The following is a 21,933-nucleotide window of genomic DNA, read 5'->3' as shown; positions in this document are numbered from 1 at the left end:
ACTATTTCAGCCGCGGGTCAAAGGCAAAAGAGAGCGGTTGAACACTGTTTAAGCAAGCCTGAAAATCTTTATGTCGAGGGTTGAGCAGTAGATTGTTTTCTGACGGCACCAGAGTGGATGGGACCAGTAATGCGAGTGATGATTCCAGTTCCAACCATTCGGTGCCAATATCCATTGTGGTCGCAGGTGCGGGATCACTGCGCCAGTCAGCGGGCCAATCCTGCGGCTGAAGTAACAGAATATGGCTATCTTCGATTTCAATCTGGAATAGCTCGAATTCACCCAGCGTTGAGCTGTCTTGGATATGCACCAATGTTTCCAGCATCGCCAAAGACACACTGCTGGCTAAGTAGATGGCGGCGTGGCCCTTATGATTCCAGCGGCCACCATAGATTTCGGCACCATAACCGGTCCATGTTGACGCCAGATAACGGCGCATCACAATACGGTAGAATTTCATAAGTGCCGGCCTAGTGGGGCTTTATTCATAATCTACTGATCCTTATAGTTTACTTTCCCTTTGACCTATTCTTTGCGCCACAGAGTTATGAAAATACGCCGTGCTCCAAACGCCCAATTAAATCACAGACTTCCAGTGCACCGGTTTCTGTTTCTAGTAAGGAGTCTGGGCTGCGGTGACCGAGGCCTTTAATCGGGGTAGACATCCAGGCGATAGCTTTGCCCTTATCACCGCCAAATAGATCAACTGCGGCATCCATGACTCGGACGAAACGGGCAATTCGTTCACTCTCTTCAGGGGTGAAACGGCCATCATGTGTGCGCCTGCGGGTCAGACTGCGGCTGGGAATACCCGTGGCCCGCAAGATTTCAGCTTTAGGGATAGAAGCCCATAAATGGATGCCGTCAATGACATCAACTGAAAAGCCCATTTTGATGCTATCGACCAATACAGTGCCGCGGCTGGCGGGCAAACCAATCTCTCGCCATAGCGCCCCAGTTTTGGTCGCTGGGGTCGGGTGATATGCTCTCATGTAACCTCCTCGGTCAATTGGCTATGTATACTATAGCCAGATGGCCGATATAAAGCAAAGTGTCACCTGTTCTTGACGAGGATACTGACGCTACTTATCATTATATTATTCTAATTTATTAGTATAAAAAATAATAACTCGCTATATATGATGGTTATAGGGGTTGATCCTCTTATAAATGCGAGTTTGATTGGATAAAAAAAACAGCGAAAAGCCGATTCCTGTCAACTTTTGCTGACAGACTGCTTCATCAGCAAGGGGGGACAGGGTATTATCATAGGCAGATATTCCGCACCTGCCATATATAAGGGCGATACTGATGCGCTTGGAAGTTTTTTGCGAAGACCGAATCGGTCTCACGAGAGAGTTACTTGATCTCTTGGTTTTACGCGGTATTGATTTACGCGGGATCGAAATTGATCCGATTGGCCGTATTTATCTGAATTTCTCACAACTGGATTTCAGTGTATTTAGTGCATTAATGATGGACATCCGGCGTATTGATGGTGTTACAGATGTCCGCACCGTCTCCTTTATGCCATCAGAGCGGGAGCACCGCTCACTGCGGGCGCTGCTTGAATCCATGCCAGAACCGGTATTTTCTATCGATTTAAAAGGCAACCTTGAGTTAGCTAATCCCGCTGCCCGTGAGTTATTTTCCCTCAATGAGGAGAAAATTCGTCATAAAACAGCAGGCAGCCTACTGGGGGGCTATAACTTTGCCCGTTGGTTTGAAGGCGGAGAAACCGCGCCTCATACCGAACGTGTGCTGATCAATAATCAGGATTACCTGCTGGAGATCACCCCGATTCAGCTAGAAGACGAAAACCAGCAGAATCAAACAGTGGGTGCGGTGGTCATGTTAAAATCCACTGCGCGCATGGGGCAACAACTGCAAACTTTATCAGTAAATGATGATACTGAATTTAAACAGATAGTTGCCACCAGCGTTAAGATGCGCCAAGTGCTTGACCAAGCACGTAAATTAGCGATGCTGGATGCGCCTTTACTGTTAGTCGGTGATACCGGTACGGGCAAAGACTTGTTAGCTCGCGCTTGCCATTTGCGCAGCCCGCGCGGGAAAATGCCCTTCCTCGGCCTTAACTGTGCTTCCTTACCCGACGATGTGGTAGAAAGTGAGCTATTTGGCTATGCCGCCGGGGCTTATCCCAATGCAGTCGAAGGTAAAAAAGGGTTCTTTGAGCAGGCAAACGGCGGCTCAGTTCTCTTAGATGAAATCGGCGAAATGTCGCCTCGTATGCAAATCAAACTGTTGCGCTTCCTCAATGACGGAACTTTCCGCCGGGTCGGGGAAGAGCATGAGGTGCATGTCGATGTGCGGGTTATCTGTGCCACCCAAAAGAATTTAGTGGAATTAGTACAGCGCGGTGAATTCCGTGAAGATCTCTATTACCGCCTCAATGTGTTGACCATCACTCTGCCGCCGTTGCGTGAGCGACAAGCGGATATCATGCCTCTGACGGCGCTATTTGTTGCCCGTTTTTCTGACGAACAAGGTGTGCCGCGGCCAAAGTTGGCACCTGAACTGAGCAGTTTCCTAACAAATTATGGTTGGCCAGGCAATGTGCGCCAACTGAAAAATGCTATCTATCGTGCTTTGACGCAATTGGATGGAGCCGAGCTGCGGCCACAGGATATCGTCTTACCGGAGTTTGAAGTTGAAACGGCGCTAGGGGATGAAGTGCTTGATGGTTCGCTCGACGATATTAGTAAAAGGTTCGAACGTTCTGTTTTAACTCGCCTTTATCGTAATTATCCGAGCACACGTAAACTAGCCAAACGGCTAGGGGTTTCTCACACCGCGATTGCCAATAAACTACGCGAATATGGTTTAAGCAGTAAACGGCCTGCCAGTGATGAAAGCGAAGAAGAATAAAGCGTAGCATAAGCAGCTATAAAGACACAGATGCTATAAAAAACGGCTGCACCCAGATGGGCCAGCCGTTTGTATTAAATTTAGACTTTATTACAACCAAGTTTTATTACAACCAGGTTTTATTACAACTAAAGCAGAGAAGGTTACTTCAGTGCTGCCAATGCGGCATCATAGTTTGGTTCGGTGGTGATTTCGTTAACTAACTCACTGTAGATAACGTTGTCTTGACCATCCAGAACCACAACAGCACGTGCGGTCAAACCTGCCAATGGGCCTTCAGTAATCGCTACACCGTAAGCTTGTTTGAAATCTGCGCCACGCAAAGTTGACAACGTGGTGACGTTACTCAGGCCTTCAGCACCGCAAAAACGGGATTGAGCAAATGGCAGGTCAGAGGAGATACAAAGAACAACCGTGTTCTCAAGTTCGCCAGCCAATTGATTGAATTTGCGTACTGACGCGGCACAAACACCGGTATCAATACTTGGGAAGATATTCAGGACTTTACGTTTACCCGCGAAGCTGCTCAGGGCAACATCGGATAAATCTTTCGCGACCAAAGTAAAATCTTTGGCTTTATCGCCGGGTTGTGGCAGTTGACCTGCAACGGTCACTGGATTGCCTTGGAAATGTACTGTCTGTGTCATTATTTGATCCCTTTTACAGATGTGTAACACGAAGTTCAGTTTAAGGTAACAATGGCAGCTTGGATATGAGAAATTTGCTAAATAATTCAGATTTTACTGACGTTAGGTTCTAATACTGAATATCCGCGCCCGAATTTTTCTGAGGAGTCATAATGAGAACCATGCGTTGCTATCCAGAGGCCTGGCCTCTCCATTCTGCGTTTGTTATTTCCCGTGGAAGCCGCAGCGAAGCAAAAGTTGTGGTTGTCGAGATTGAGGAAGCGGGCATTCGTGCTATTGGTGAATGTACCCCATACCCACATTATGGAGAAAGTGAATCTTCGGTGATGGCGCAGTTGGCCTTGGTGGTCAGTGCCATAGAACAAGGGGTTTCGCGGGAAACCTTACAACAGCTATTGCCCGCTGGGGCCGCCAGGAATGCGGTAGATTGCGCATTATGGCAGTTGGCATGTTTACAAAATCAGCAAAATTTATGGCAAATGACTCAAACGGCACCCATCCTCCGTCTTTCTATGGCCCAGACGGTCAGCATCGGCACTCCGGAGGCCATGGCGTACAGTGCGAGTGCATTGGCGAATTTGGGGGCCAACTTGTTGAAAATAAAGCTGGATGACCATCTTATTGCTGAGCGTTTGGTGGCTATTCGTAGCGCTGCACCCGACGCGACATTAATTGTGGATGCCAATGAGTCCTGGCGGTCAGAGGGCTTGGCTGCGCGTTGTCAATTATTGGCAGATTTAGGTGTGGCTATGCTGGAGCAACCGCTGCCCGCAGGGCAGGATGATTCGCTACAGAATTTTATTCATCCATTGCCTATTTGCGCTGATGAAAGTTGCCATACACGTGCTGACTTGGCGGGTCTGGTGGGCCGTTATGAGATGGTCAACATCAAGCTGGATAAAAGTGGTGGGTTAACAGAAGCATTGCTGTTAGCCGAACAAGCAAAATCGCTCGGATTTGCCATTATGCTCGGCTGTATGTTGTGCACTTCACGGGCTGTTCGTGCTGCATTGCCCCTGGCCCCAGGTGCTCGCTTTGTTGATCTTGATGGCCCTACCTGGCTGCAACAGGATGTCGATGACGGGTTACATTTCTCGACCGGTGCTATCGATTTAATCTGCCAGGGTCAGTAAGTCAATCAGAGCCGGCAGATAACATTCACTGGCGGCGTCGGCAGAAATGGGCGGTAATTCTGCAGTAATACAGGGTAAGTGAATGTCTGCACACCAGCTACCAAATGACCCCGGCGTGGCGTAACCCACACTGGTGACAAGAGGCAATTCAAAATTCGCCGCCAGTCGTTCACCTAGCGCTGAGTTATCGGGGTCTTCAATACAGGCCAATGGCTCGTGAAAGGAAACCACCCAGCGCGGGGCCAGTTGGCTTATCAATGCGCACAAAGCTTGGGTTTCGGGTTCAGAACCTGCACATGCGCCAGTTGATAGCACCACATCCCGCGCATCCGCCTCACTATTCCAACGGTATACCGTTTCGCCCGCCTGCCAGTTTTTTGCCGGAAAATTACGATTAAGGTCCACACCATTGGCATTCGCCCGCAACCCCAGTTGGCATCCATCAGGATTGACTGCCAAAATGACATGGTGGCGCTGTTGTTCAGGTGAAATACTGCGCAATGCACAGGATAGCGCTACAATTGCCGCACTTTCATCGCCATGGGTTCCGGCAATAATCAGCCCAGTTTGTGCAGATGGGGTGGGGGCTGGGAAATAAAGCAGCGGCGCGCCCAAGCGGGATGTACCGTAGCCATGCCCTAAAGTTACCAGATTTCCCCGTGCGGAGCGGGGGCGATATTGGCTCATAATATTCTCTGTTATTCCGAATATGTGCGTATTGCATTTAACATAGCATTTAATATTATTACTTTGAATCAATTAGTTATTTTGTGATAAGTAAACTAATGCGCCTAATTAATGCTGCATACTGCATTTAGCTTCTGATGGCAGAATGGCATTCTATCGCGCGACTGGAGACAGTATTTTTATTTTACCGTCGTCATTATGGCCCCTAATCTGCTAGTTTATGTTGATTAGATATGGTTACTACTTTCGCTGAAATGGATCGACAACGAAAAGGTTATTAATTATGCGCTATTTCCGTTATGCATTGTGTGCCGCATTAGTTGGCGCAACGCTGGGCGCGGCAAATGCTGCTGATGTCCCTGCGGGCACCGTACTGGCTGAGAAACAAGAACTTGTACGTCATATTAAAGACGAGCCGGCATCTCTCGACCCGATGAAAGCCGTGGGGTTAATTGAGGCACAGGTTGCCCGTGATTTGTTTGAAGGGTTGGTTAATCAGGATGCGCACGGTCAGATAATTCCCGGGGTGGCGACAAACTGGAAAACGGCAGATAACCAAACCTATATATTCACGTTGCGTAAAGATGCTAAATGGTCGAATGGTCAGCCTGTGACCGCGCAGGATTTTGTTTATAGTTGGCGTCGTTTGGTTGACCCTAAAAGTTTGTCTCCTTTCGCCTGGTTTGCCGAACTGGCCGGGATGGAAAATGCGCAACAAATTATTGCGGGGAACATGCCGCCAGAAGCACTTGGGGTCAGTGCAGTTAATGATTACACCCTTAAAGTTAAACTCAGTAAACCGGTGCCTTATTTCCCCAGTTTGACGGCAAACTTCAGTTTATTCCCGGTTCCCGTTAGCGTGGTTGAAAAATATGGCAATGACTGGACTAAAGTGGGCAATTTGGTAGGGAATGGCGCATTTAAATTACAAGATAGAGTGGTAAATGAGAAGTTAGTCTTGGTGCCCAACGACTATTATTGGGACCATGCCCATACTGTTCTAACGAAAGTGACTTTCATTCCCATCAATCAGGAAGCCAATGCCACTAAGCGCTATCAAGCTGGTGATATTGATATTACGGAGTCCTTCCCAAAGAATTTGTATCAGAAACTATTAAAAGATATTCCTGATCAAGTTTATACGCCGGATCAGCTAGGCACTTATTATTACGCATTTAATACCCAACGTGCGCCAACCAACGATGTTCGGGTGCGCAAAGCATTATCTTATGCAATAGACCGCAAAATTATTGCTGAAAAAGTCTTGGGTACGGGGGAGAAACCTGCATATCACTTTACCCCTGATGTCACTGCTGGTTATCATCCGGTAGCCAATTTATTACAGCAGCAAGACCAGGAAGAACTCAACGCACAAGCTAAAGCACTGCTGCATGCAGCAGGCTACGGGCCGGATAAACCACTGAAATTATCTTTGCTGTATAATACTTCGGATAATAATCAGAAGTTAGCCATTGCCATTGCTTCAATGTGGAAGAAGACATTGGGTGTGGATGTTCAAATGATTAACCAAGAGTGGAAAACCTATATCGATAGCCGAAATACCGGTAATTTTGATGTAGTCCGCGCATCATGGGTCGGGGATTACAATGAGCCGTCTACCTTCCTGTCATTACTGACCTCCACTCACAGTGGGAATATCGCTAAATTTAAGAGTGCAAATTATGACCATTTGCTGAGCGAAGCCGGTAAGCAAACGAATCCTAAAGCGCTAAGTGATGATTATAATAAAGCCGAGCAGATTATTGCCGAACAAGTTCCAATAGCACCCATATATCAATTTACTAATGGGCGCTTAATTAAACCTTGGGTGAAAGGTTACCCGATAACTAATCCTGAAGATGTGGCTTATAGCCAAATGATTTATATCATCAAGCACTAATGGTTATTATTTGATAGATGATTTTGCTAAAAAAATAATCCGCCAACATGAGTGGCGGGTTATACTTTCATGATGATTATATATAAAATAAATCGGCTATTTACGGCTGCGCCGCTTAGGAACAATGGCCGATACCGAGATCATAAATCCGGTTAGTGATGCGACTATCAGTGGGAATATAAATGCATCAGATGTTCTTAGTGGGTTATTTATATCTAAAATGATCACAAATAAGAATATACTTGTGGCAAATGTTGACGATGAATACAATTCATTAAGTTTATATTGTAAGTTTTCCAAGGCAAATGGCGGTGTTTTTTTGGAAATACAATCCCATGCAATATGCACTAACATGTAAGAAACACAAATAATACAATAGAATTTCGTCAACTCATCAGTGGTTTGCGGTGAGTACCAGTGGGAAGATAGTGACTCCAATTTTGCTCACCAAACTTTGCTTAGATAAATACCTGCAATTAATACGCTTCCAATGGCTGAAAATGTAAATGCAAGGGAAGTGGTCACTGTTAATGCAGGCACTAAAAAAGACAAGCCACCGGTAAATGCAAATCCTGCTCCTGCGCCACCAATAAGTGCTTTCATTAACGTAATGAAGTTGGTTTCCATAATCAATATCCCTTGAATATATAATGTTGATAATTAGCAAGAATTGTACATCAAAGCTGTGTACGGACCTTGTGCCTTTATCATTATGTATCCTTAATTCCACTGTTAAAGATATAAGTTCTGTTGTTCTAAAACTTACACTGAATGTATCTGGTATTGCTGCTAGATGATTAATAGATAACGGCCTTGATTATTTTATGGAACAGCAAGTTATCCTTATGCATTACCTTTAAAGATTGAGTTGCGGACGTTACACTGAGCCCATTGCATGATAAATGCTGAAATAGAGGAAATTGTCGTGGATCTAGTCGAAGGAAAAGCACTTCAGGTTTCTGATGCCGTTTATGCCTATCAACTCGATGGTAAAGGGGGCGTGACTTCCATTAATACCGATGCCATCGCCACCGCAGAGCAGCCTTGCTGGCTGCATCTGGATTACACACATCCAGACAGTGCTGCCTGGCTGCAAAATACGCCGCTACTTCCAGAGGTTGTTCGCGATGGTCTTGCCGGTGAAAGTGTTCGCCCGAAAGTGACTCGCATGGGCGATGGCACGATGATAACGCTGCGGGGCATCAATTTTAATAATGATGCCCGCCCAGACCAATTAGTCACCATCCGAGTTTATATCACGGATAAGTTGATTGTCTCGACCCGACATCGCAAAGTTTACTCTATTGATGATGTGTTGAATGATTTACAAAGTGGCACCGGCCCGACGAACAGCGGTAGTTGGCTGGTGGAGATTGCTGATGGTGTGACCGACCATACCAATGAATTTATTGAAGATTTACACGATAAAATTATCGATCTTGAAGATGATTTACTGGAACAAAAAATTCCACAACGTGGGCAAATGGCTTTGCTTCGTAAGCAGTTGATTGTATTGCGCCGCTATATGGCACCGCAGCGCGATGTTTTCTCCCGGTTGGCCAGCGAGCGCTTGCCGTGGATGAATGATGACGATCGACGTCGTATGCAGGAAATCTCAGAGCGTTTGGGGCGCGGTTTAGAGGATTTAGACTCTAGCATTGCGCGTACTGCGGTGTTATCCGATGAAATTAGCTCATTAATGGCCGATGCGATGAACCGGCGCACCTATACTATGTCACTGTTGGCTATGGTGTTTTTACCGACCACTTTTTTGACAGGTTTATTTGGTGTTAACCTTGGCGGCATTCCTGGGAATACCTATTCTTTTGGTTTTGCGACATTTTGTATGATGTTGGTGCTGTTGGTCATAGGTGTTGCGTGGTGGTTAAAACGCAGTAAATGGCTCTAGTGAGTCACTGGCAGTCGAGTAAAAGAGTGTGCCAAATAGGGCGCTAATCACAGCAAAATTGAGCAATATCAACATTTGACAGTGATGATTGAGGCATTATCATTTTTGCAGGTGAATGCAACGTCAAGCGATGGGCGTTGCGCTCCATATTTGTAATACTTTTATTTTTTGAATTACTGCATAGCACATAATTGTTACGATGCCGCTGTTATTTCAATATCGGCATTTTTTTGCATTTTTTAGTGAAAACAATGAGTTGGATAGGGCGAGAGGGGAGCCTCACAACTCTTATTGTCGAGAGGCACTATCAGTCAGTGATTTATTTTATTTCTAGCACATCGAGACGAACTAGCGGTTGTTTTTCACTATCTTCATCATCTTCTGGTTGCCAGCCAACAGGTTGCAGTGGCAACTCTTCGCGGTCAAAAGCCAAATCTCCGCCGTCAACAATCTCACTATTGTGTGTAATATTTTTAAAATCAAATAGCTGGTGATCATTTAAATGTGACGGCACGACATTTTGCATCGCGCTGAACATAGTTTCAATCCGCCCCGGATACTGTTTATCCCAGTCACGTAGCATATCTTTGATAACCTGGCGTTGTAGGTTGGGTTGCGATCCACATAAGTTACAAGGGATTATTGGATATTCTCTGGCAACGGCGAAACGCTCAATATCTTTTTCACGGCAGTAGGCCAATGGGCGGATAACCACATGTTTGCCATCGTCGCTCATTAATTTGGGTGGCATGCCTTTCAGCTTCCCGCCATAAAACATATTCAGGAACAGCGTTTGCAGAATATCATCGCGATGATGACCAAGTGCGATTTTGGTTGCCCCTAGCTCAGTTGCAGTACGGTATAAAATCCCACGGCGCAGGCGCGAGCAGAGTGAACAGGTGGTTTTCCCTTCCGGAATAATATCTTTCACAATCCCGTAAGTGTTTTCTTCGACAATCTTGTATTCAACACCTTGCTTGTCCAGATAGGCAGGCAGGATATCTTCAGGGAAGCCCGGCTGTTTCTGATCCAAATTAATGGCGATGAGGGTGAAGTTAATCGGCGCGCTTTTTTGCAGGTTTTGCAAAATATCCAGCATGGTGTAGCTGTCTTTGCCTCCTGACAGGCAAACCATCACGCGGTCACCTTCTTCAATCATGTTGAAATCAGCAATCGCCTGACCCACATTGCGACGCAGGCGCTTGTGTAACTTGTTCAAATCGTAGTGTTCTTTTTTGTTAACCACTTGTTTCTCTTGCATTTGTTCGTGACTCATATCCAGTTAGGGGCATGACAGGGCCTTAGCGCTATAGCACATAGTTTATCATTCAATAAGCGTATATCTTAATATTTTAATTTATCAATGAGTCCTTTTTATGGATGGTCAGAGTGATGGCTTATACAAAAACATTTGAATTCACCACTGTTTTAATAATCGCCCCATCCTGAACATCAACAAAATCGGCAACGATAATCCCCATTATTTGCTTTTCTCGATATTGTTTGCAGAACCAAATGTTCATTCCGTCTATTAAATGATGGCCTTGCGCCCCGGAATAGGGTGTTAACAAGCCGGATATACTGGTGAAGTTAATATATATATCTTGGGCACGTTTTTTTTGTACATCTCTAAGTAAGATTTCAATAAACTTTCTTTTAAAATGGAGGCTTAATGCGGTATAACCATCATAATTGTCTTGGACATAAATATTAAAACCTTTATTTTTAATTTCAAATGTGGCGTCGTCTTTCCAGTGAGAGGCATCAATGCCCACTTTATCGCCAGAGTAACGCCGTAATAATACTATTTTTCCTCTTACTTCCCCAATGCTCGGTATTTTATTTTCCAGATAAAATAATTCATTATGCGGTTTGATATATCTCTCCTGCATTACTTTATTAAATCCTTTAGTGCTATTTTCAGTGGTATGTTCTTGTTTAACCGATAAAATGATAAATTCTGTCGGGTTGCGTTTAATAAAATCAATGCAGGTGGTGAGAAAGTCACCAAACTGTTGTTTTAAAAAAATAGCGCCGTGGTGCATAGTGAATACATCATTAATCAGGCGACATCTGGCATCTAAAAATCGAATGCCATGTTCAAGTTGCTCTCTTATATTCCATGTTTGTGTTTGCGTAAATCCAGCACCTAATACATTGGAGCGAAATGATGCGGAATCATGTGTTCCAGGAATGGAAATTTGGCTTAATAACTGTGAATCACTCAGGCGGGACATCCAATTTTTCATATTCATAATATCTTCCTTGTCAGTGAGAGCCGAAAGTAACTCAGTGAGTTAATCTGTGGATATTCCAAATTTAGACGCAGGAGTAATAGAAATCATCACCCAATAAAAAAGCCAGTCAGTAGAAAACTGACTGGCTTATGGGGCTGCCCGCATTAATTTAGGCCATTATTCGGTCGGCGTTTTATCCGTTTTCCCGGCTAACAAACTAAGGAAGTCATAGCGTTTTTTCAGGTCTTTTTCAGCTTCAGCATACAACTGCACCGCCACATCTGGCTGTTGTGTGTTGAGCCGCCGGAAGCGCTGCTCCTTGAGCAATGTGGTGGTCAAATTGCTGCTTGGTGGGCGTGAATCCAGCGCTAAGGCCACTTTGCCCTCGTCGGTACGGCGTGGGTCAAAACGATACAGTGGCCAGAAACCGGTGGCGGTTAATTGCTTCATTTGCTCATGGCTGTAGGCCAAGTCATAACCGTGCTCTTCACAAGGGCTGTAAGCAATAATCAGAGACGGGCCAGGGTAGGCCTCCGCTTCCTGAATAGCTTTAACCGTTTGATTGAGCTGCGCCCCTAGCGAAATCTGCGCGACATAGACATGGCCGTACATCATCATGCTGACACCCAAATCTTTGCGTGCCTTACGTTTGCCGTGCTCGCCAAACTTGGTCACCGCCCCTAGCGGGGTAGCTTTGGATTGCTGACCACCGGTATTGGAGTAGCATTGGGTATCCAGCACCAGCACATTGACGTTTTCGGTCAAGCTGAGCACATGGTCCAGGCCACCAAAGCCAATATCATAGGCCCAGCCGTCGCCGCCAATCAGCCAGATAGATTTATCGACCAGATAATCTGCATCCGTGGCTAATTGTTGAGCATCATTGCCCGGAATATCTGTTAATAGCTGGCGCAGTTGGGTGACCTGCTCACGGCGAACTTCCGGCGTTGCATCCTCATTCAGCAATTGCCCGACCAATTCCTGCGGCAATTGCGCTGCCAATTGATTGATCAAACGGATAACCCGTTGGCGATGTTGGTCAACAGTCAGACGGAAGCCCAGACCAAACTCGGCATTATCTTCGAACAGTGAGTTAGCCCAAGCCGGGCCACGGCCATCCGCGTTGGTGGTATACGGCGTGGTCGGCAGGTTGCCACCATAGATTGAGGAGCAACCGGTGGCGTTAGCAATCAACAGACGATCGCCATACAACTGAGTCAGCAATTTAATATACGGCGTTTCTCCACAACCGGAGCAAGCACCGGAATACTCAAACAGCGGCGAAATCAGCTGTGAAGTCCGGATATCAATACGCTCCATTTGCGTTTTATCGATTTCCGGCAATTTGAGGAAGAAATCATAGTGCGCTTTTTCTTCCACCAGATGCGCTAGCCGCGGCTGCATATTGATGGCTTTGACTTCTGGGTTCTGCCGATCTTTCGCCGGGCAGACTTCATAGCAAAGATTACACCCGGTGCAATCCTCAGGGGCGACTTGCAATACATATTTCTGCCCCCGCATATCGCGGGCTTTGACATCCAGCGATTGTAAGCTGTCTGGCGCACCCAACATGGCATCCGGTTGTACCACTTTAGCGCGAATAGCTGAGTGCGGGCAGGCCGCAACACAGTGGTTACACTGGGTACAGAGGTCTGGCTGCCAGAGAGGAATATCTTCAGCAATATTGCGTTTTTCCCACTGAGTGGTGCCCACCGGCCAGGTGCCATCGGGAGGGAAAGCAGAAACGGGCAGGGCATCACCCAAGCCGGCCAGCATGGTGGCGGTGACGGTTTTAACGAAATCGGGCGCTTGATCAGAGACAATCGGTGGGCGCATTGGACTATTTTCATCAATCGGTTGCAATGGAATTTCGACTAATGCATCAAGGGTGGCATCCAGCGCTTGCCAGTTGCGGGTCACAATTTCCGGCCCTTTGTTACTGTAGCTGCGGTCAATGGCCGCCCGCAATTGTTCCAGCGCCATGGCGGTAGGCAATATTTGTGTCAGATGGAAGAACGCCATTTGCATCACCGTATTAATGCGGGTGCCCAGCTTGCATTCGCGGGCAATTTTTGCCGCATTAATCACAAACAAACGGGCATTGCGCTGATGAAGAACCGCCTGAACTTCTTGCGGCAGGCGCTGCCACATTTCATCCGCGCTGAACGGGGTATTTATCAGGAAGATCCCGCCGGGTTTTAAGCGCTCAGCCATTTGATAAGTATCAATAAACTGTAACTGATGACAGCCGACAAAATCGGCCTGGCTGATGAGATAGGCTGAGTTAATCGGCGTTTCACTGACGCGTAAGTGAGAGACTGTCAGGCCACCGGCCTTTTTCGAGTCATAAACAAAATAGCCTTGTGCATACAGTGAGGTACTGTTGCCGATAATCTTAATATTATTTTTGGTGGCAGAGACTGAGCCGTCACTGCCAAGGCCGTAGAACAGCGCCTCCAATGTGGCGCGTTGCTCGATTTTCTCATCAGTGAGTGGCAATGATAAGCCCGTCACGTCATCAAAAATCCCCACGGTAAAACGCGGGCGCGGCAGGTCAACCGATAATTCTTTGAACACCGCCAGTGCGCAATCGGGGCCAAACTCTTTGGAAGACAGCCCATAGCGGCCGCCGATCACTTTCGGCAAGGTTGCCCGCTCACCCCGGCTATAAGCTTCCGCCAGCGCCGTCATGACATCGAGATACAGAGGCTCGGCCAGTGCGCCGGGTTCTTTGGTGCGGTCCAACACGGCAATTTTAGTCACGGATTGTGGCAAGATACTGAGAAGATGTTCAGCAGAGAAAGGGCGGAATAACCGCACTTTCAGCACGCCGACTTTCTCGCCGCGCGTGAGCAGGCTATCAATCACCTCTTCACAGGTGCCAATGGCTGAACCCATCAGAATAATAACGCGCTCCGCCTGTGGGTGGCCGTAATATTCAAATGGCTTATACTCGCGCCCGGTGGCCGCGGCAAAAGCCTGCATGGCATCAGCCACATGTTGATAAGTATTGTTATACCAAGGATTGGTGGCTTCGCGAGATTGGAAATAGGTATCCGGGTTAGCGGAGGTACCGCGCACCACCGGATGGTCTGGCGAAAGTGCCCGGCTGCGGTGGCCATCTATCCCTTTCTGTGGCAATAGCTGGCGCAGTGTGTCATCGCTGAGCGGCACAATTTTATTGATTTCATGCGAGGTGCGGAACCCATCAAAGAAATGAATAAATGGAATGCGGCTATTGAGCGTTGCCACTTGGGAAATCAAAGCAAAATCTTGCGCTTCTTGCACGCTGCTGGCGCATAGCATCGCGCAGCCAGTTTGGCGCACCGCCATCACATCTGAATGGTCACCAAAGATAGACAGCGCATGGGTGGCGATGGTGCGGGCCGCAACATGGAGGACAAAAGGTGTCAGCTCGCCCGCCAGCTTATAGAGAGTGGGGATCATCAACAGCAATCCCTGCGAGGAGGTAAACGAGGTCGATAATGCACCGGTTTGCAGTGCGCCATGCACCGTCGCAATGGCCCCGCCTTCAGACTGCATTTCAACCACGCGGGGGACATCTCCCCAGATATTGACTTTGCCATCACCAGACCAGGCGTCAGCTTGTTCGGCCATGGTGGAGCTTGGCGTAATAGGGTAGATAGCAATAACTTCACTGGCACGATAGGCCACAGAAGCGACTGCACTGTTACCGTCAGTAGTCATCATTAATTTATACCTTCACATTGCTTATCATGCAGAGAACACTTGTTTTTCAGAGAATAAAAGTGCTAATGGGGGCGTCTCTGACTGTTATCTGATTATTTGAACTAATAGCGAAATTCTAGCAGAGTGTATTTTTGTCAGTTATCGCATTTGTGTGGCGGCGGTTCCACCAGATTATTTGGAGAATAAAGGGAATAGCAGGGCTGGCGGTATATTGAGGCTTTCGGACAATAATTATTACAATTAGAAAACTATTTATAATAACAATGGGATTTCGCTTATTACGAGCAACACAATAATTGCGCTGTAACTTGGTTTATTTGTGAAATATTTGTGAAGTACAAATCGATTTAATGAATATTTAATCACGGACGGGCATAATGTCGGCCCAATACTGCAATGAGAGATCGATAATGAGTGGTTTCATGTATTTAATGATGGCGATTGTTGCCGAAGTCGTGGCAACCACGATGTTAAAAGCCTCATATGGCTTTACCCGCCTGGTGCCCTCTATTGTGGTAGTGATGGGTTATGGTATTGCTTTCTGGGGGTTATCACAGGTGGTCAAAACCATGCCATTGGGCATTGCTTACGCTATTTGGTCAGGATTGGGGATTGTTTTAGTGTCAGTTGCAGCGGTATTTATGTACCAACAGAAGTTGGACTGGGCTGCGATGACGGGCATGAGTTTGATTATTGCCGGTGTGTTGGTGATTAATTTGTTGTCTAAGACTTCGATGCATTAATCCTATACCCGTCATACTTCAAGCTGTATGCGCGGGGATAACCGTAATTTTTATCACTGCGCATACAGCCAAACTATTTAATATCCAACTGATGTACTCCCTCGACGGCTAACAATGTTTCATATACCTGATCCAAACTTTTTTTCGGTGACAATGTCACTTCCAAGGTGAGTTCACAGTCTGGCTCATTTTTCTCTGGCTTGTGGGTGACAGACAGGTTCATCGGGCGAAGCTGCAATTTTTGCATAGCCACCAAAATACGTGGCACGCTGTCTGGCAGCAGTTTAATCGCGACAAAATGATGCTCTCCAATCAGGCGGTTGCTTAACTGGCGGAAGATTTCCAGCACCACTAACGTCACCATCGTGCCATAAATACCAATTTCATACAGGCCACTACCAATCACCAGACCAATAGCTGCCGTGACCCACATTCCCGCCGCAGTGGTAAGCCCTTTGACCATCTGCTTTTGGATCATGATAGTCCCAGCACCGAGGAAGCCCATGCCACTCACCACCTGTGCCGCGACTCGGCTGGGGTCAAAACTGACGTGTTCTAATGTCAATAAATCCTCAAAACCGTATTTTGAAACAATCATAAACATGGCACTGCCGATACCGACCAAAATATGTGTGCGTAACCCCGCGTCTTTCGCCCGCAATTGACGCTCTAGCCCAATTAACCCCCCCAATGCACCCGCCAAAGTAATTCTTAGTAGTAAATCAGTGATCATAATGGCTCCCATTTTATTTTTTACCCACTGTAGGTGTTTGATTCTTTCTCTGATTGTTATATCAGCATTGTTCGACACGAAATTAAATTAGCGAATTCTGTTTATTTATGTTGTGTTTTAATTATAACAGTTATTATATGAATCTATTATAGCGCTATATATTATTCATGCCGGAGCAAAAGAATGAATGCATTATCTTGGTTTGTGGGCGGAGCTGTGTTCTTTTTAGCCGCTTGCAGCAGCAATGACCCAACAGATACCGTTTCAAATTCTCGATTTTTAAACAGCAATGAGACCAATGAGCCGGTGCAACAAGCCACCAGTGCCAATCTTCATCATAATCTGAATATGTCTAATCCTGCGGCCGTTAATTGTGCAAATGCGGGCGGTATATTGATGGTGGCGAAGCAACTCAATGGCGGCAGTGTAGGAATGTGTCAGTTACCGGATGGCAAACGTTGTGAAGAGTCGGCATTAATGCGCGGTGCTTGCCCGGCTCGCTGATATACCCTTCATCTATTCAAGTCGCAGATGTGTTGGCCGTACTCAATTACCCGAATCACTTACCAGTGTAAGCTCATCGGGATGCTTTCGTTTGCCGCCTTCCTGCACCTCGAAATCTATTGGGTATATACCTGTCGCCTTCTTTCAAGTCGCAGATGTGTTGGCCGTACTCAATTACCCGAATGACTTATAAAATATAAGTCAGCTTATCGGGATAAATGAGCCTCATCCTTGAGACTCACCCTGCGGGCTTTCTGGGTATATCTCTATCAGGCAGTAATAATATTCGGGCAATGTTCGCCGTTTTTCAATTGGGCAATATTCTGCATGGTAGTGGTAGAAATACTGGTCAGAGCTTCTTCTGTCAGGAAAGCTTGATGCCCAGTAAATAATACATTGTGGCAAGAAGACAGACGGCGGAAAACATCATCCTGAATCACGTCGTTGGATTTGTCTTCAAAGAATAAATCACGTTCATTTTCATAGACATCCATGCCGAGCGAGCCGATTTTCTGTTGCTTCAGTGCATCAATCGCCGCTGTTGAGTCAATCAGGCCACCGCGGCTGGTATTGATGATCATCACGCCGTCTTTCATTTGTTCAAATGATTGTTTATTGAGCAAGTGATGGTTTTCTGGGGTCATCGGGCAATGCAGTGAAATAACATCAGATTCGGCATACAGGGTTTTTAGGTCAACATATTCCGCGCCCAAATCCAGAGCCGCCTGGCTTGGGTAGGGGTCATAGGCTAGCAACCGCATACCAAAGCCTTTTAAGATGCGCATGGTGGCGACACCAATTTTACCGGTACCAATAATCCCCGCCGTGCGGCCATGCATATTGAAACCTATCAGACCTTCCAACGAGAAGTTGGCATCACGCGTACGTTGATAAGCCCGGTGAATACGGCGGTTGAGGCTCATCATCATGCCGATTGTATGTTCAGCCACAGCTTCAGGAGAATAGGCCGGCACGCGAACCACCTGAATACCCAGCTCTTTCGCAGCCACCAAATCCACATTATTAAAGCCCGCACAGCGCAAAGCCAGAATCTTCACACCGGCATCTTTCAATTCTTCCAATGTTGTGCGACAGGCATCGTCGTTGACGAAAAGACAAACCGCGTCACAGCCCGCAGCCATCTTCGCCGTTTTGGGGGATAACAGAAAATCGAAAAACTCTAATTCAAAGCCAAAATCTTTGTTGACCAATTCGAGGTATTTGCGGTCATACTGTTTAGTACTGTAAACGGCTAATTTCATTGTGATGTCTCCGCCAAAATATTGTGATCAATTTAACAGATTTGAATAAATCATACAATTTGGCATAATAATAAGTTAAATAGCATGGTAATAAGTTAAATGGCACGGTAATAAGTTAAATAGAGAGCATGTAACTTTCTCATACCAATGAAGTAAGGTTTTTATTCCGACTTTCAATGGCAACAGTTCTGTTTAATCTACAAGGGTAGAGTTATCTAGAATGATTGCAGTAGGCAGTAGATTGATTAAAGCACACCGGACGACGGGTGAGTGATTAAACAAGGCAAGTCATGACTAAATGCGCAAAAATAATGGGTTGGTTGTTGTTAATCAGCGCAATTTCTTTAGGGATATTATGGAAAACCTTGCCGCAGTGGCTACCGAAAGTTGCACAATACTGGCTGCCTGCGGGTAGCCAACTGGTCTTGGCCAGCCCGCCAGTTTGGCATGATAGCGCATTGCGTGTTTCACAGTTGAGTTACCAGATACAGGGCTGCACCCTGACTCATATTGGGCAATTGAGTGTCGGCTATCACCAAGGCCGTTGGCAGCTTGGAGCCAATACCGTCGCGGTGGATACCGCCTGCTTGAGTCAATTACCGAGCAGTGGCGAGAGTGCGCCGCAAGATTTAGCCTATTGGCAGCAGCAGCTCTCCATGCTTGACTTAAATATCAACAATTTGCAGATTACGCCGTGGCAGCAATACGCCGGTAAACTGACTTTCTCCGGCAAAACGCCACTCACATCGCCCGACAATAAAAAATTGACTCAAGAGTTGCGTTATCAAGGCCCACAATTGAGCTTCGCCGCCACACTGGATGAAGAACAGCAACTTAGTCTGCATCAATTCTCTATTGCCGTTCCCGGCACCCCGCAACCTTTCGAACTGAGTGGTAAAATTAAAATTCCACTGTCGCTGGATGATTGGCCAAAGCAAGGTGCGCTCGACGGGGTATTGACGACGGGCTATCTGTCTAAACCGTTATTATTGAATCTGAGCTGGCAACAGCAACAGGGGGTTTTAACCCTGACTGAGCGCGGCGATGATACTCCGCTGGCGCGGTTGCCATGGCGCTTATCCCCGAAAAAAATTGAGATAATCAACGGCCAATGGCAGTGGCCCTATGCACAACAACCCCTCAGCGGGGGGGTGAATCTGACATTGTATGACTGGGATCAGGGGTTGGACCAAACCGCTATTGAGGCGCGAATTAATGTCATCACGGCGGGGAAAAGTGGCAAAGGCAATGCCGTCCTGACCCTTGGGCCGGGCAACTTGAGTCTCGTCAACAGTGATTTGAAATTCCAACTCAGCGGGCAAGCTAATCTGGAAAAAATGGTATTGAATGCCACTATTCCCGGCTTGCTCAGTGGCTCCATACTAAACCCGACCTGGGTGCTACATCCCGGCGCTTTACTGCGTGCTCAGGGTAATGTCACACCGGAGTTGCGGATAAAAGATGCGCGTTGGCCACTGGCGGGCGTTAAGGTCACTGCCGCCGGCGTGACAGGGCGGCTACAGGCGATTGTGAATGCGCAGGACAGTTTTTGGGGCAATTTTAATCTGCATCTGGATGGTCAGGCGCAAGAGTTTTGGCCCGATAAGGGCAATTGGCAGTGGCGCTACTGGGGGAATGGTCAGCTGCCACCGTTGGCTGCGCGTTGGGATATGGGCGGCAAGGGGAGTTGGCAGGGAACACTGATAACTGTCGATAAACTCTCAACCGGTTTTGATCGGCTGCAATATGGATTAGTTAAGGTTGATGCTCCACGGCTGACCTTAGCCAAACCCCTGACCTGGCAGCGGGATAACCATCATCCTGCTTTTATTGCCGGGTTTGAGCTGAGCGCTAAAAAAGTGGCGTTCAGTGATGGCGGCGGCTACTTGCCTCCTGCGGTGTTATCGCTACAACTTAATGGCCGCGCCCCCGATGATTTTCTGTGGCAAGGGGATTTACAAGCGCAAGCCATTGGGCCGATTGCGCTAGGTGGCCGTTGGGATGGCGAGCGGTTACGCGGCGAGGGCTGGTGGCCAAAACAATCGCTGAAGGTATTCCAACCACTGCTATCTGAAGAGTTAGGGATTAAATTGCGCGATGGCGAGCTTTATGCACAGGCGGCTTTTTCTGCGGCCCGAGAACAAGGTTTTACCGCCGGTGGACATTGGGTGGTGAAGAATGGCGGGATGTGGCTGGCAGAGGGTGAACTGAGCGGCTTGGATTTTGTTATGTCTTATCGTTTAGAAAATCACCACTGGCAGTTGGGGCCGAAAGAGCCGGTCATGCTACGCATTGCCTCGATAAACAACTTATTTGAAATGCAGAATATCACCGCTGACTTGCAAGGAACTTATCCCTATTCAGAGCAAGCCCCATTGACCTTGAGCAATGTTGGCATGGATATTCTGAAAGGGCATCTGAGTTTGTCTGCTTTGCGTTTACCCCAACATGACGCGGCAGTGCTAAAATTAAAAGGCATTGATTTAAGTGAACTATTTACCGTGCTGCAACCGAAGCAACTGGCTATGTCGGGTAAAGTCAATGGCGAATTGCCGCTTTATCTTAATAATCCACAGTGGTTGGTGCGCAATGGTTGGATAGCAAATGACGGCGCGGTGACACTGCGCCTTGACCCGGAACTGGCGAATTCAATCAGTGAGAGTAATTTTGTGGCGGGGGCGGCGATTGATTGGCTGCGTTACATGGAGATTTACCAATCTTATGCCACTGTCAGTCTCGATAACTTGGGTCAATTGACATTGCGTTCAAAGATTCATGGTGTTAATACACAGAAAAACGCCAAACGAGAGATAGTGCTGAACTATCAGCATGAGGAAAATATCTTCCAACTCTGGCGCAGCCTACGTTTTGGTGACAATTTACAAGAGTGGTTGCAGCAAAATATTTCGTTGCGGCCACCCGTTTCGTTACGACCAACAGCATCCATACCGGCGAGGGCGAAGGAATGAAGATTTTGACATGGGAACCTATGGCAATAGTGCTGGGTATTTTTATGCTTAGCGGCTGTTTACGCCTGGAAGTGGCAACCCCGGAAAAACCTATCACTATCAATATGAATGTCAAAATTGAGCATGAAATCCAGATTAGAGTGGATAAAGACGTAGAAAATCTGCTTAAGAATCAATCCAATCTATTCTAAGAGGCCATTATGAACAAGCAAACATCCGGCTGGATTGGGGATACACAAAAGTTGCTGCGCGTGATAGTGAGCTGCGTGATGTTAAGCGGCAGTTTAGTGTTTAGTACCGGGGCTTTTGCACTGACGTTGGAGCAGGCCAAGCAACAAGGCCGCGTGGGTGAAACCCTCAGTGGTTATTTGGCACCGGTGAAGAAAGATGCAGAAACACTGGCGCTGGTGGAACAAATTAATATCGCCAGAACCCAGAAATATGAGGAAGTGGCGCAGAAAAATCATATTTCAACCGAGGATGTCGCCAAGTTGGCGGGGCAAAAATTAGTCAACCGTGCGGCGGCGGGGGAATATGTGCGCGGCATTAATGGCCAATGGATGCAGCGCTAGGTTATAACCCAAGGTATAAAAAAGCGCGCCCGAAGGC

The 21,933-nt window shown here is 47.0% G+C and carries 19 protein-coding genes; 9 read left to right on the top strand and 10 right to left on the bottom strand.

Going from position 1 to position 21,933, the window contains the following annotated elements; translation table 11 throughout:
- Position 1: 1 nt before the first annotated feature.
- Together FTA91_RS04140 and xre are read right to left on the bottom strand one after the other, a co-directional pair.
- Complete coding sequence (locus FTA91_RS04140; protein WP_050115406.1) at positions 2-460, bottom strand: RES family NAD+ phosphorylase; 459 nt, start codon at positions 458-460, stop codon at positions 2-4.
- An 85-nt stretch (positions 461-545) separates the two neighbouring features.
- Complete coding sequence (gene xre / locus FTA91_RS04135) at positions 546-992, bottom strand: type II toxin-antitoxin system antitoxin Xre (RefSeq protein WP_038632726.1); 447 nt, start codon at positions 990-992, stop codon at positions 546-548.
- Between the two features lie 319 nt (positions 993-1,311).
- Between xre and tyrR the strand changes: the two genes are divergently transcribed.
- The gene (gene tyrR, locus FTA91_RS04130; RefSeq protein WP_050115409.1) at positions 1,312-2,889 is read left to right on the top strand and encodes a transcriptional regulator TyrR; all 1,578 of its coding nucleotides are present in this window, start codon (positions 1,312-1,314) and stop codon (positions 2,887-2,889) included.
- A gap of 143 nt (positions 2,890-3,032) precedes the next feature.
- Here tyrR and tpx read toward each other — a convergent pair whose 3' ends face one another.
- Complete coding sequence (gene tpx / locus FTA91_RS04125; protein ID WP_050115411.1) at positions 3,033-3,536, bottom strand: thiol peroxidase; 504 nt, start codon at positions 3,534-3,536, stop codon at positions 3,033-3,035.
- A 152-nt stretch (positions 3,537-3,688) separates the two neighbouring features.
- Between tpx and ycjG the strand changes: the two genes are divergently transcribed.
- Positions 3,689-4,669: an L-Ala-D/L-Glu epimerase gene (ycjG, locus tag FTA91_RS04120; protein WP_050115412.1), complete on the top strand. Its 981-nt coding sequence runs from the start codon at positions 3,689-3,691 to the stop codon at positions 4,667-4,669.
- Here ycjG and mpaA read toward each other — a convergent pair.
- Positions 4,649-5,356 carry a murein tripeptide amidase MpaA gene (mpaA, locus tag FTA91_RS04115; protein WP_050115414.1) on the bottom strand — a complete coding sequence of 236 codons (708 nt, stop codon included), beginning with the start codon at positions 5,354-5,356 and terminating at the stop codon, positions 4,649-4,651. The two genes, ycjG and mpaA, sit on opposite strands and share 21 nt — an antisense overlap.
- A gap of 283 nt (positions 5,357-5,639) precedes the next feature.
- Here mpaA and FTA91_RS04110 point away from each other — a divergent pair, with 283 nt between their 5' ends.
- Positions 5,640-7,256, top strand: coding sequence for a peptide ABC transporter substrate-binding protein (locus FTA91_RS04110; protein ID WP_050115416.1), 1,617 nt, complete (start codon positions 5,640-5,642; stop codon positions 7,254-7,256).
- A 444-nt stretch (positions 7,257-7,700) separates the two neighbouring features.
- Here FTA91_RS04110 and FTA91_RS04100 read toward each other — a convergent pair whose 3' ends face one another.
- Positions 7,701-7,883 carry a hypothetical protein gene (locus FTA91_RS04100; RefSeq protein ID WP_004390236.1) on the bottom strand — a complete coding sequence of 61 codons (183 nt, stop codon included), beginning with the start codon at positions 7,881-7,883 and terminating at the stop codon, positions 7,701-7,703.
- Between the two features lie 298 nt (positions 7,884-8,181).
- Here FTA91_RS04100 and zntB point away from each other — a divergent pair, with 298 nt between their 5' ends.
- Positions 8,182-9,165: a zinc transporter ZntB gene (zntB, locus tag FTA91_RS04095; RefSeq protein ID WP_050115472.1), complete on the top strand. Its 984-nt coding sequence runs from the start codon at positions 8,182-8,184 to the stop codon at positions 9,163-9,165.
- Between the two features lie 319 nt (positions 9,166-9,484).
- Here zntB and ttcA read toward each other — a convergent pair whose 3' ends face one another.
- The 3 genes from ttcA to nifJ form a co-directional block, all read right to left on the bottom strand.
- Positions 9,485-10,426 (bottom strand): tRNA 2-thiocytidine(32) synthetase TtcA, encoded by a 942-nt coding sequence (gene ttcA, locus FTA91_RS04090; protein ID WP_050115421.1) that lies wholly within the window; start codon positions 10,424-10,426, stop codon positions 9,485-9,487.
- Between the two features lie 136 nt (positions 10,427-10,562).
- Positions 10,563-11,420, bottom strand: coding sequence for a phosphatidylinositol-specific phospholipase C (locus tag FTA91_RS04085; protein ID WP_050115422.1), 858 nt, complete (start codon positions 11,418-11,420; stop codon positions 10,563-10,565).
- Positions 11,421-11,579: 159 nt separating this feature from the next.
- Positions 11,580-15,113 carry a pyruvate:ferredoxin (flavodoxin) oxidoreductase gene (gene nifJ / locus FTA91_RS04080; protein ID WP_145535983.1) on the bottom strand — a complete coding sequence of 1,178 codons (3,534 nt, stop codon included), beginning with the start codon at positions 15,111-15,113 and terminating at the stop codon, positions 11,580-11,582.
- A 410-nt stretch (positions 15,114-15,523) separates the two neighbouring features.
- On the opposite strand from nifJ, the gene FTA91_RS04075 reads away from it, so the two are divergent.
- Complete coding sequence (locus FTA91_RS04075; RefSeq protein WP_145535982.1) at positions 15,524-15,856, top strand: DMT family transporter; 333 nt, start codon at positions 15,524-15,526, stop codon at positions 15,854-15,856.
- A 73-nt stretch (positions 15,857-15,929) separates the two neighbouring features.
- Here the strand turns inward: FTA91_RS04075 and FTA91_RS04070 are convergent, their stop codons facing one another.
- Positions 15,930-16,589 carry an MgtC/SapB family protein gene (locus FTA91_RS04070; protein ID WP_050115428.1) on the bottom strand — a complete coding sequence of 220 codons (660 nt, stop codon included), beginning with the start codon at positions 16,587-16,589 and terminating at the stop codon, positions 15,930-15,932.
- 183 nt (positions 16,590-16,772) lie between these two features.
- Between FTA91_RS04070 and FTA91_RS04065 the strand changes: the two genes are divergently transcribed.
- Positions 16,773-17,093, top strand: coding sequence for a putative hemolysin (locus tag FTA91_RS04065; RefSeq protein ID WP_145535981.1), 321 nt, complete (start codon positions 16,773-16,775; stop codon positions 17,091-17,093).
- A 269-nt stretch (positions 17,094-17,362) separates the two neighbouring features.
- Here FTA91_RS04065 and FTA91_RS04060 read toward each other — a convergent pair whose 3' ends face one another.
- A complete protein-coding gene (locus tag FTA91_RS04060) occupies positions 17,363-18,355 on the bottom strand; it encodes a 2-hydroxyacid dehydrogenase (protein WP_050115431.1) in 993 nt (330 codons plus the stop codon).
- A gap of 290 nt (positions 18,356-18,645) precedes the next feature.
- Between FTA91_RS04060 and FTA91_RS04055 the strand changes: the two genes are divergently transcribed.
- Genes FTA91_RS04055 through FTA91_RS04045 form a run of 3 tightly spaced genes read left to right on the top strand, consistent with a single transcriptional unit; the run spans position 18,646 to position 21,896 of the window.
- Positions 18,646-21,324, top strand: coding sequence for a YdbH family protein (locus FTA91_RS04055; RefSeq protein WP_145582984.1), 2,679 nt, complete (start codon positions 18,646-18,648; stop codon positions 21,322-21,324).
- On the top strand, positions 21,321-21,515 hold the full coding sequence (locus FTA91_RS04050; RefSeq protein WP_050115435.1) for a YnbE family lipoprotein: 195 nt from the start codon (positions 21,321-21,323) through the stop codon (positions 21,513-21,515). The genes FTA91_RS04055 and FTA91_RS04050 overlap by 4 nt, the downstream gene beginning before the upstream one ends.
- A gap of 9 nt (positions 21,516-21,524) precedes the next feature.
- A complete protein-coding gene (locus FTA91_RS04045) occupies positions 21,525-21,896 on the top strand; it encodes a YdbL family probable chaperone protein (protein ID WP_050115437.1) in 372 nt (123 codons plus the stop codon).
- Positions 21,897-21,933: the final 37 nt, after the last annotated feature.

Origin of the sequence: Yersinia thracica, from assembly GCF_902170565.1 — a bacterium.
Taxonomy (GTDB): domain Bacteria; phylum Pseudomonadota; class Gammaproteobacteria; order Enterobacterales; family Enterobacteriaceae; genus Yersinia; species Yersinia thracica.
Note: the sequence above shows the minus strand (reverse complement) of the source record. Positions and strands in the feature narration are given on the sequence as shown.

What these genes read in the sequence shown, in the direction of transcription:
- FTA91_RS04140 (WP_050115406.1), bottom strand. Translation starts at nt 460, where the DNA reads ATGAAATTCTACCGTATTGTGATGCGCCGTTATCTGGCGTCAACATGG.
- xre (WP_038632726.1), bottom strand. Translation starts at nt 992, where the DNA reads ATGAGAGCATATCACCCGACCCCAGCGACCAAAACTGGGGCGCTATGG.
- tyrR (WP_050115409.1), top strand. Translation starts at nt 1,312, where the DNA reads ATGCGCTTGGAAGTTTTTTGCGAAGACCGAATCGGTCTCACGAGAGAG.
- tpx (WP_050115411.1), bottom strand. Translation starts at nt 3,536, where the DNA reads ATGACACAGACAGTACATTTCCAAGGCAATCCAGTGACCGTTGCAGGT.
- ycjG (WP_050115412.1), top strand. Translation starts at nt 3,689, where the DNA reads ATGAGAACCATGCGTTGCTATCCAGAGGCCTGGCCTCTCCATTCTGCG.
- mpaA (WP_050115414.1), bottom strand. Translation starts at nt 5,356, where the DNA reads ATGAGCCAATATCGCCCCCGCTCCGCACGGGGAAATCTGGTAACTTTA.
- FTA91_RS04110 (WP_050115416.1), top strand. Translation starts at nt 5,640, where the DNA reads ATGCGCTATTTCCGTTATGCATTGTGTGCCGCATTAGTTGGCGCAACG.
- FTA91_RS04100 (WP_004390236.1), bottom strand. Translation starts at nt 7,883, where the DNA reads ATGGAAACCAACTTCATTACGTTAATGAAAGCACTTATTGGTGGCGCA.
- ttcA (WP_050115421.1), bottom strand. Translation starts at nt 10,426, where the DNA reads ATGCAAGAGAAACAAGTGGTTAACAAAAAAGAACACTACGATTTGAAC.
- FTA91_RS04085 (WP_050115422.1), bottom strand. Translation starts at nt 11,420, where the DNA reads ATGAATATGAAAAATTGGATGTCCCGCCTGAGTGATTCACAGTTATTA.
- nifJ (WP_145535983.1), bottom strand. Translation starts at nt 15,113, where the DNA reads ATGATGACTACTGACGGTAACAGTGCAGTCGCTTCTGTGGCCTATCGT.
- FTA91_RS04075 (WP_145535982.1), top strand. Translation starts at nt 15,524, where the DNA reads ATGAGTGGTTTCATGTATTTAATGATGGCGATTGTTGCCGAAGTCGTG.
- FTA91_RS04070 (WP_050115428.1), bottom strand. Translation starts at nt 16,589, where the DNA reads ATGATCACTGATTTACTACTAAGAATTACTTTGGCGGGTGCATTGGGG.
- FTA91_RS04065 (WP_145535981.1), top strand. Translation starts at nt 16,773, where the DNA reads ATGAATGCATTATCTTGGTTTGTGGGCGGAGCTGTGTTCTTTTTAGCC.
- FTA91_RS04060 (WP_050115431.1), bottom strand. Translation starts at nt 18,355, where the DNA reads ATGAAATTAGCCGTTTACAGTACTAAACAGTATGACCGCAAATACCTC.
- FTA91_RS04055 (WP_145582984.1), top strand. Translation starts at nt 18,646, where the DNA reads ATGACTAAATGCGCAAAAATAATGGGTTGGTTGTTGTTAATCAGCGCA.
- FTA91_RS04050 (WP_050115435.1), top strand. Translation starts at nt 21,321, where the DNA reads ATGAAGATTTTGACATGGGAACCTATGGCAATAGTGCTGGGTATTTTT.
- FTA91_RS04045 (WP_050115437.1), top strand. Translation starts at nt 21,525, where the DNA reads ATGAACAAGCAAACATCCGGCTGGATTGGGGATACACAAAAGTTGCTG.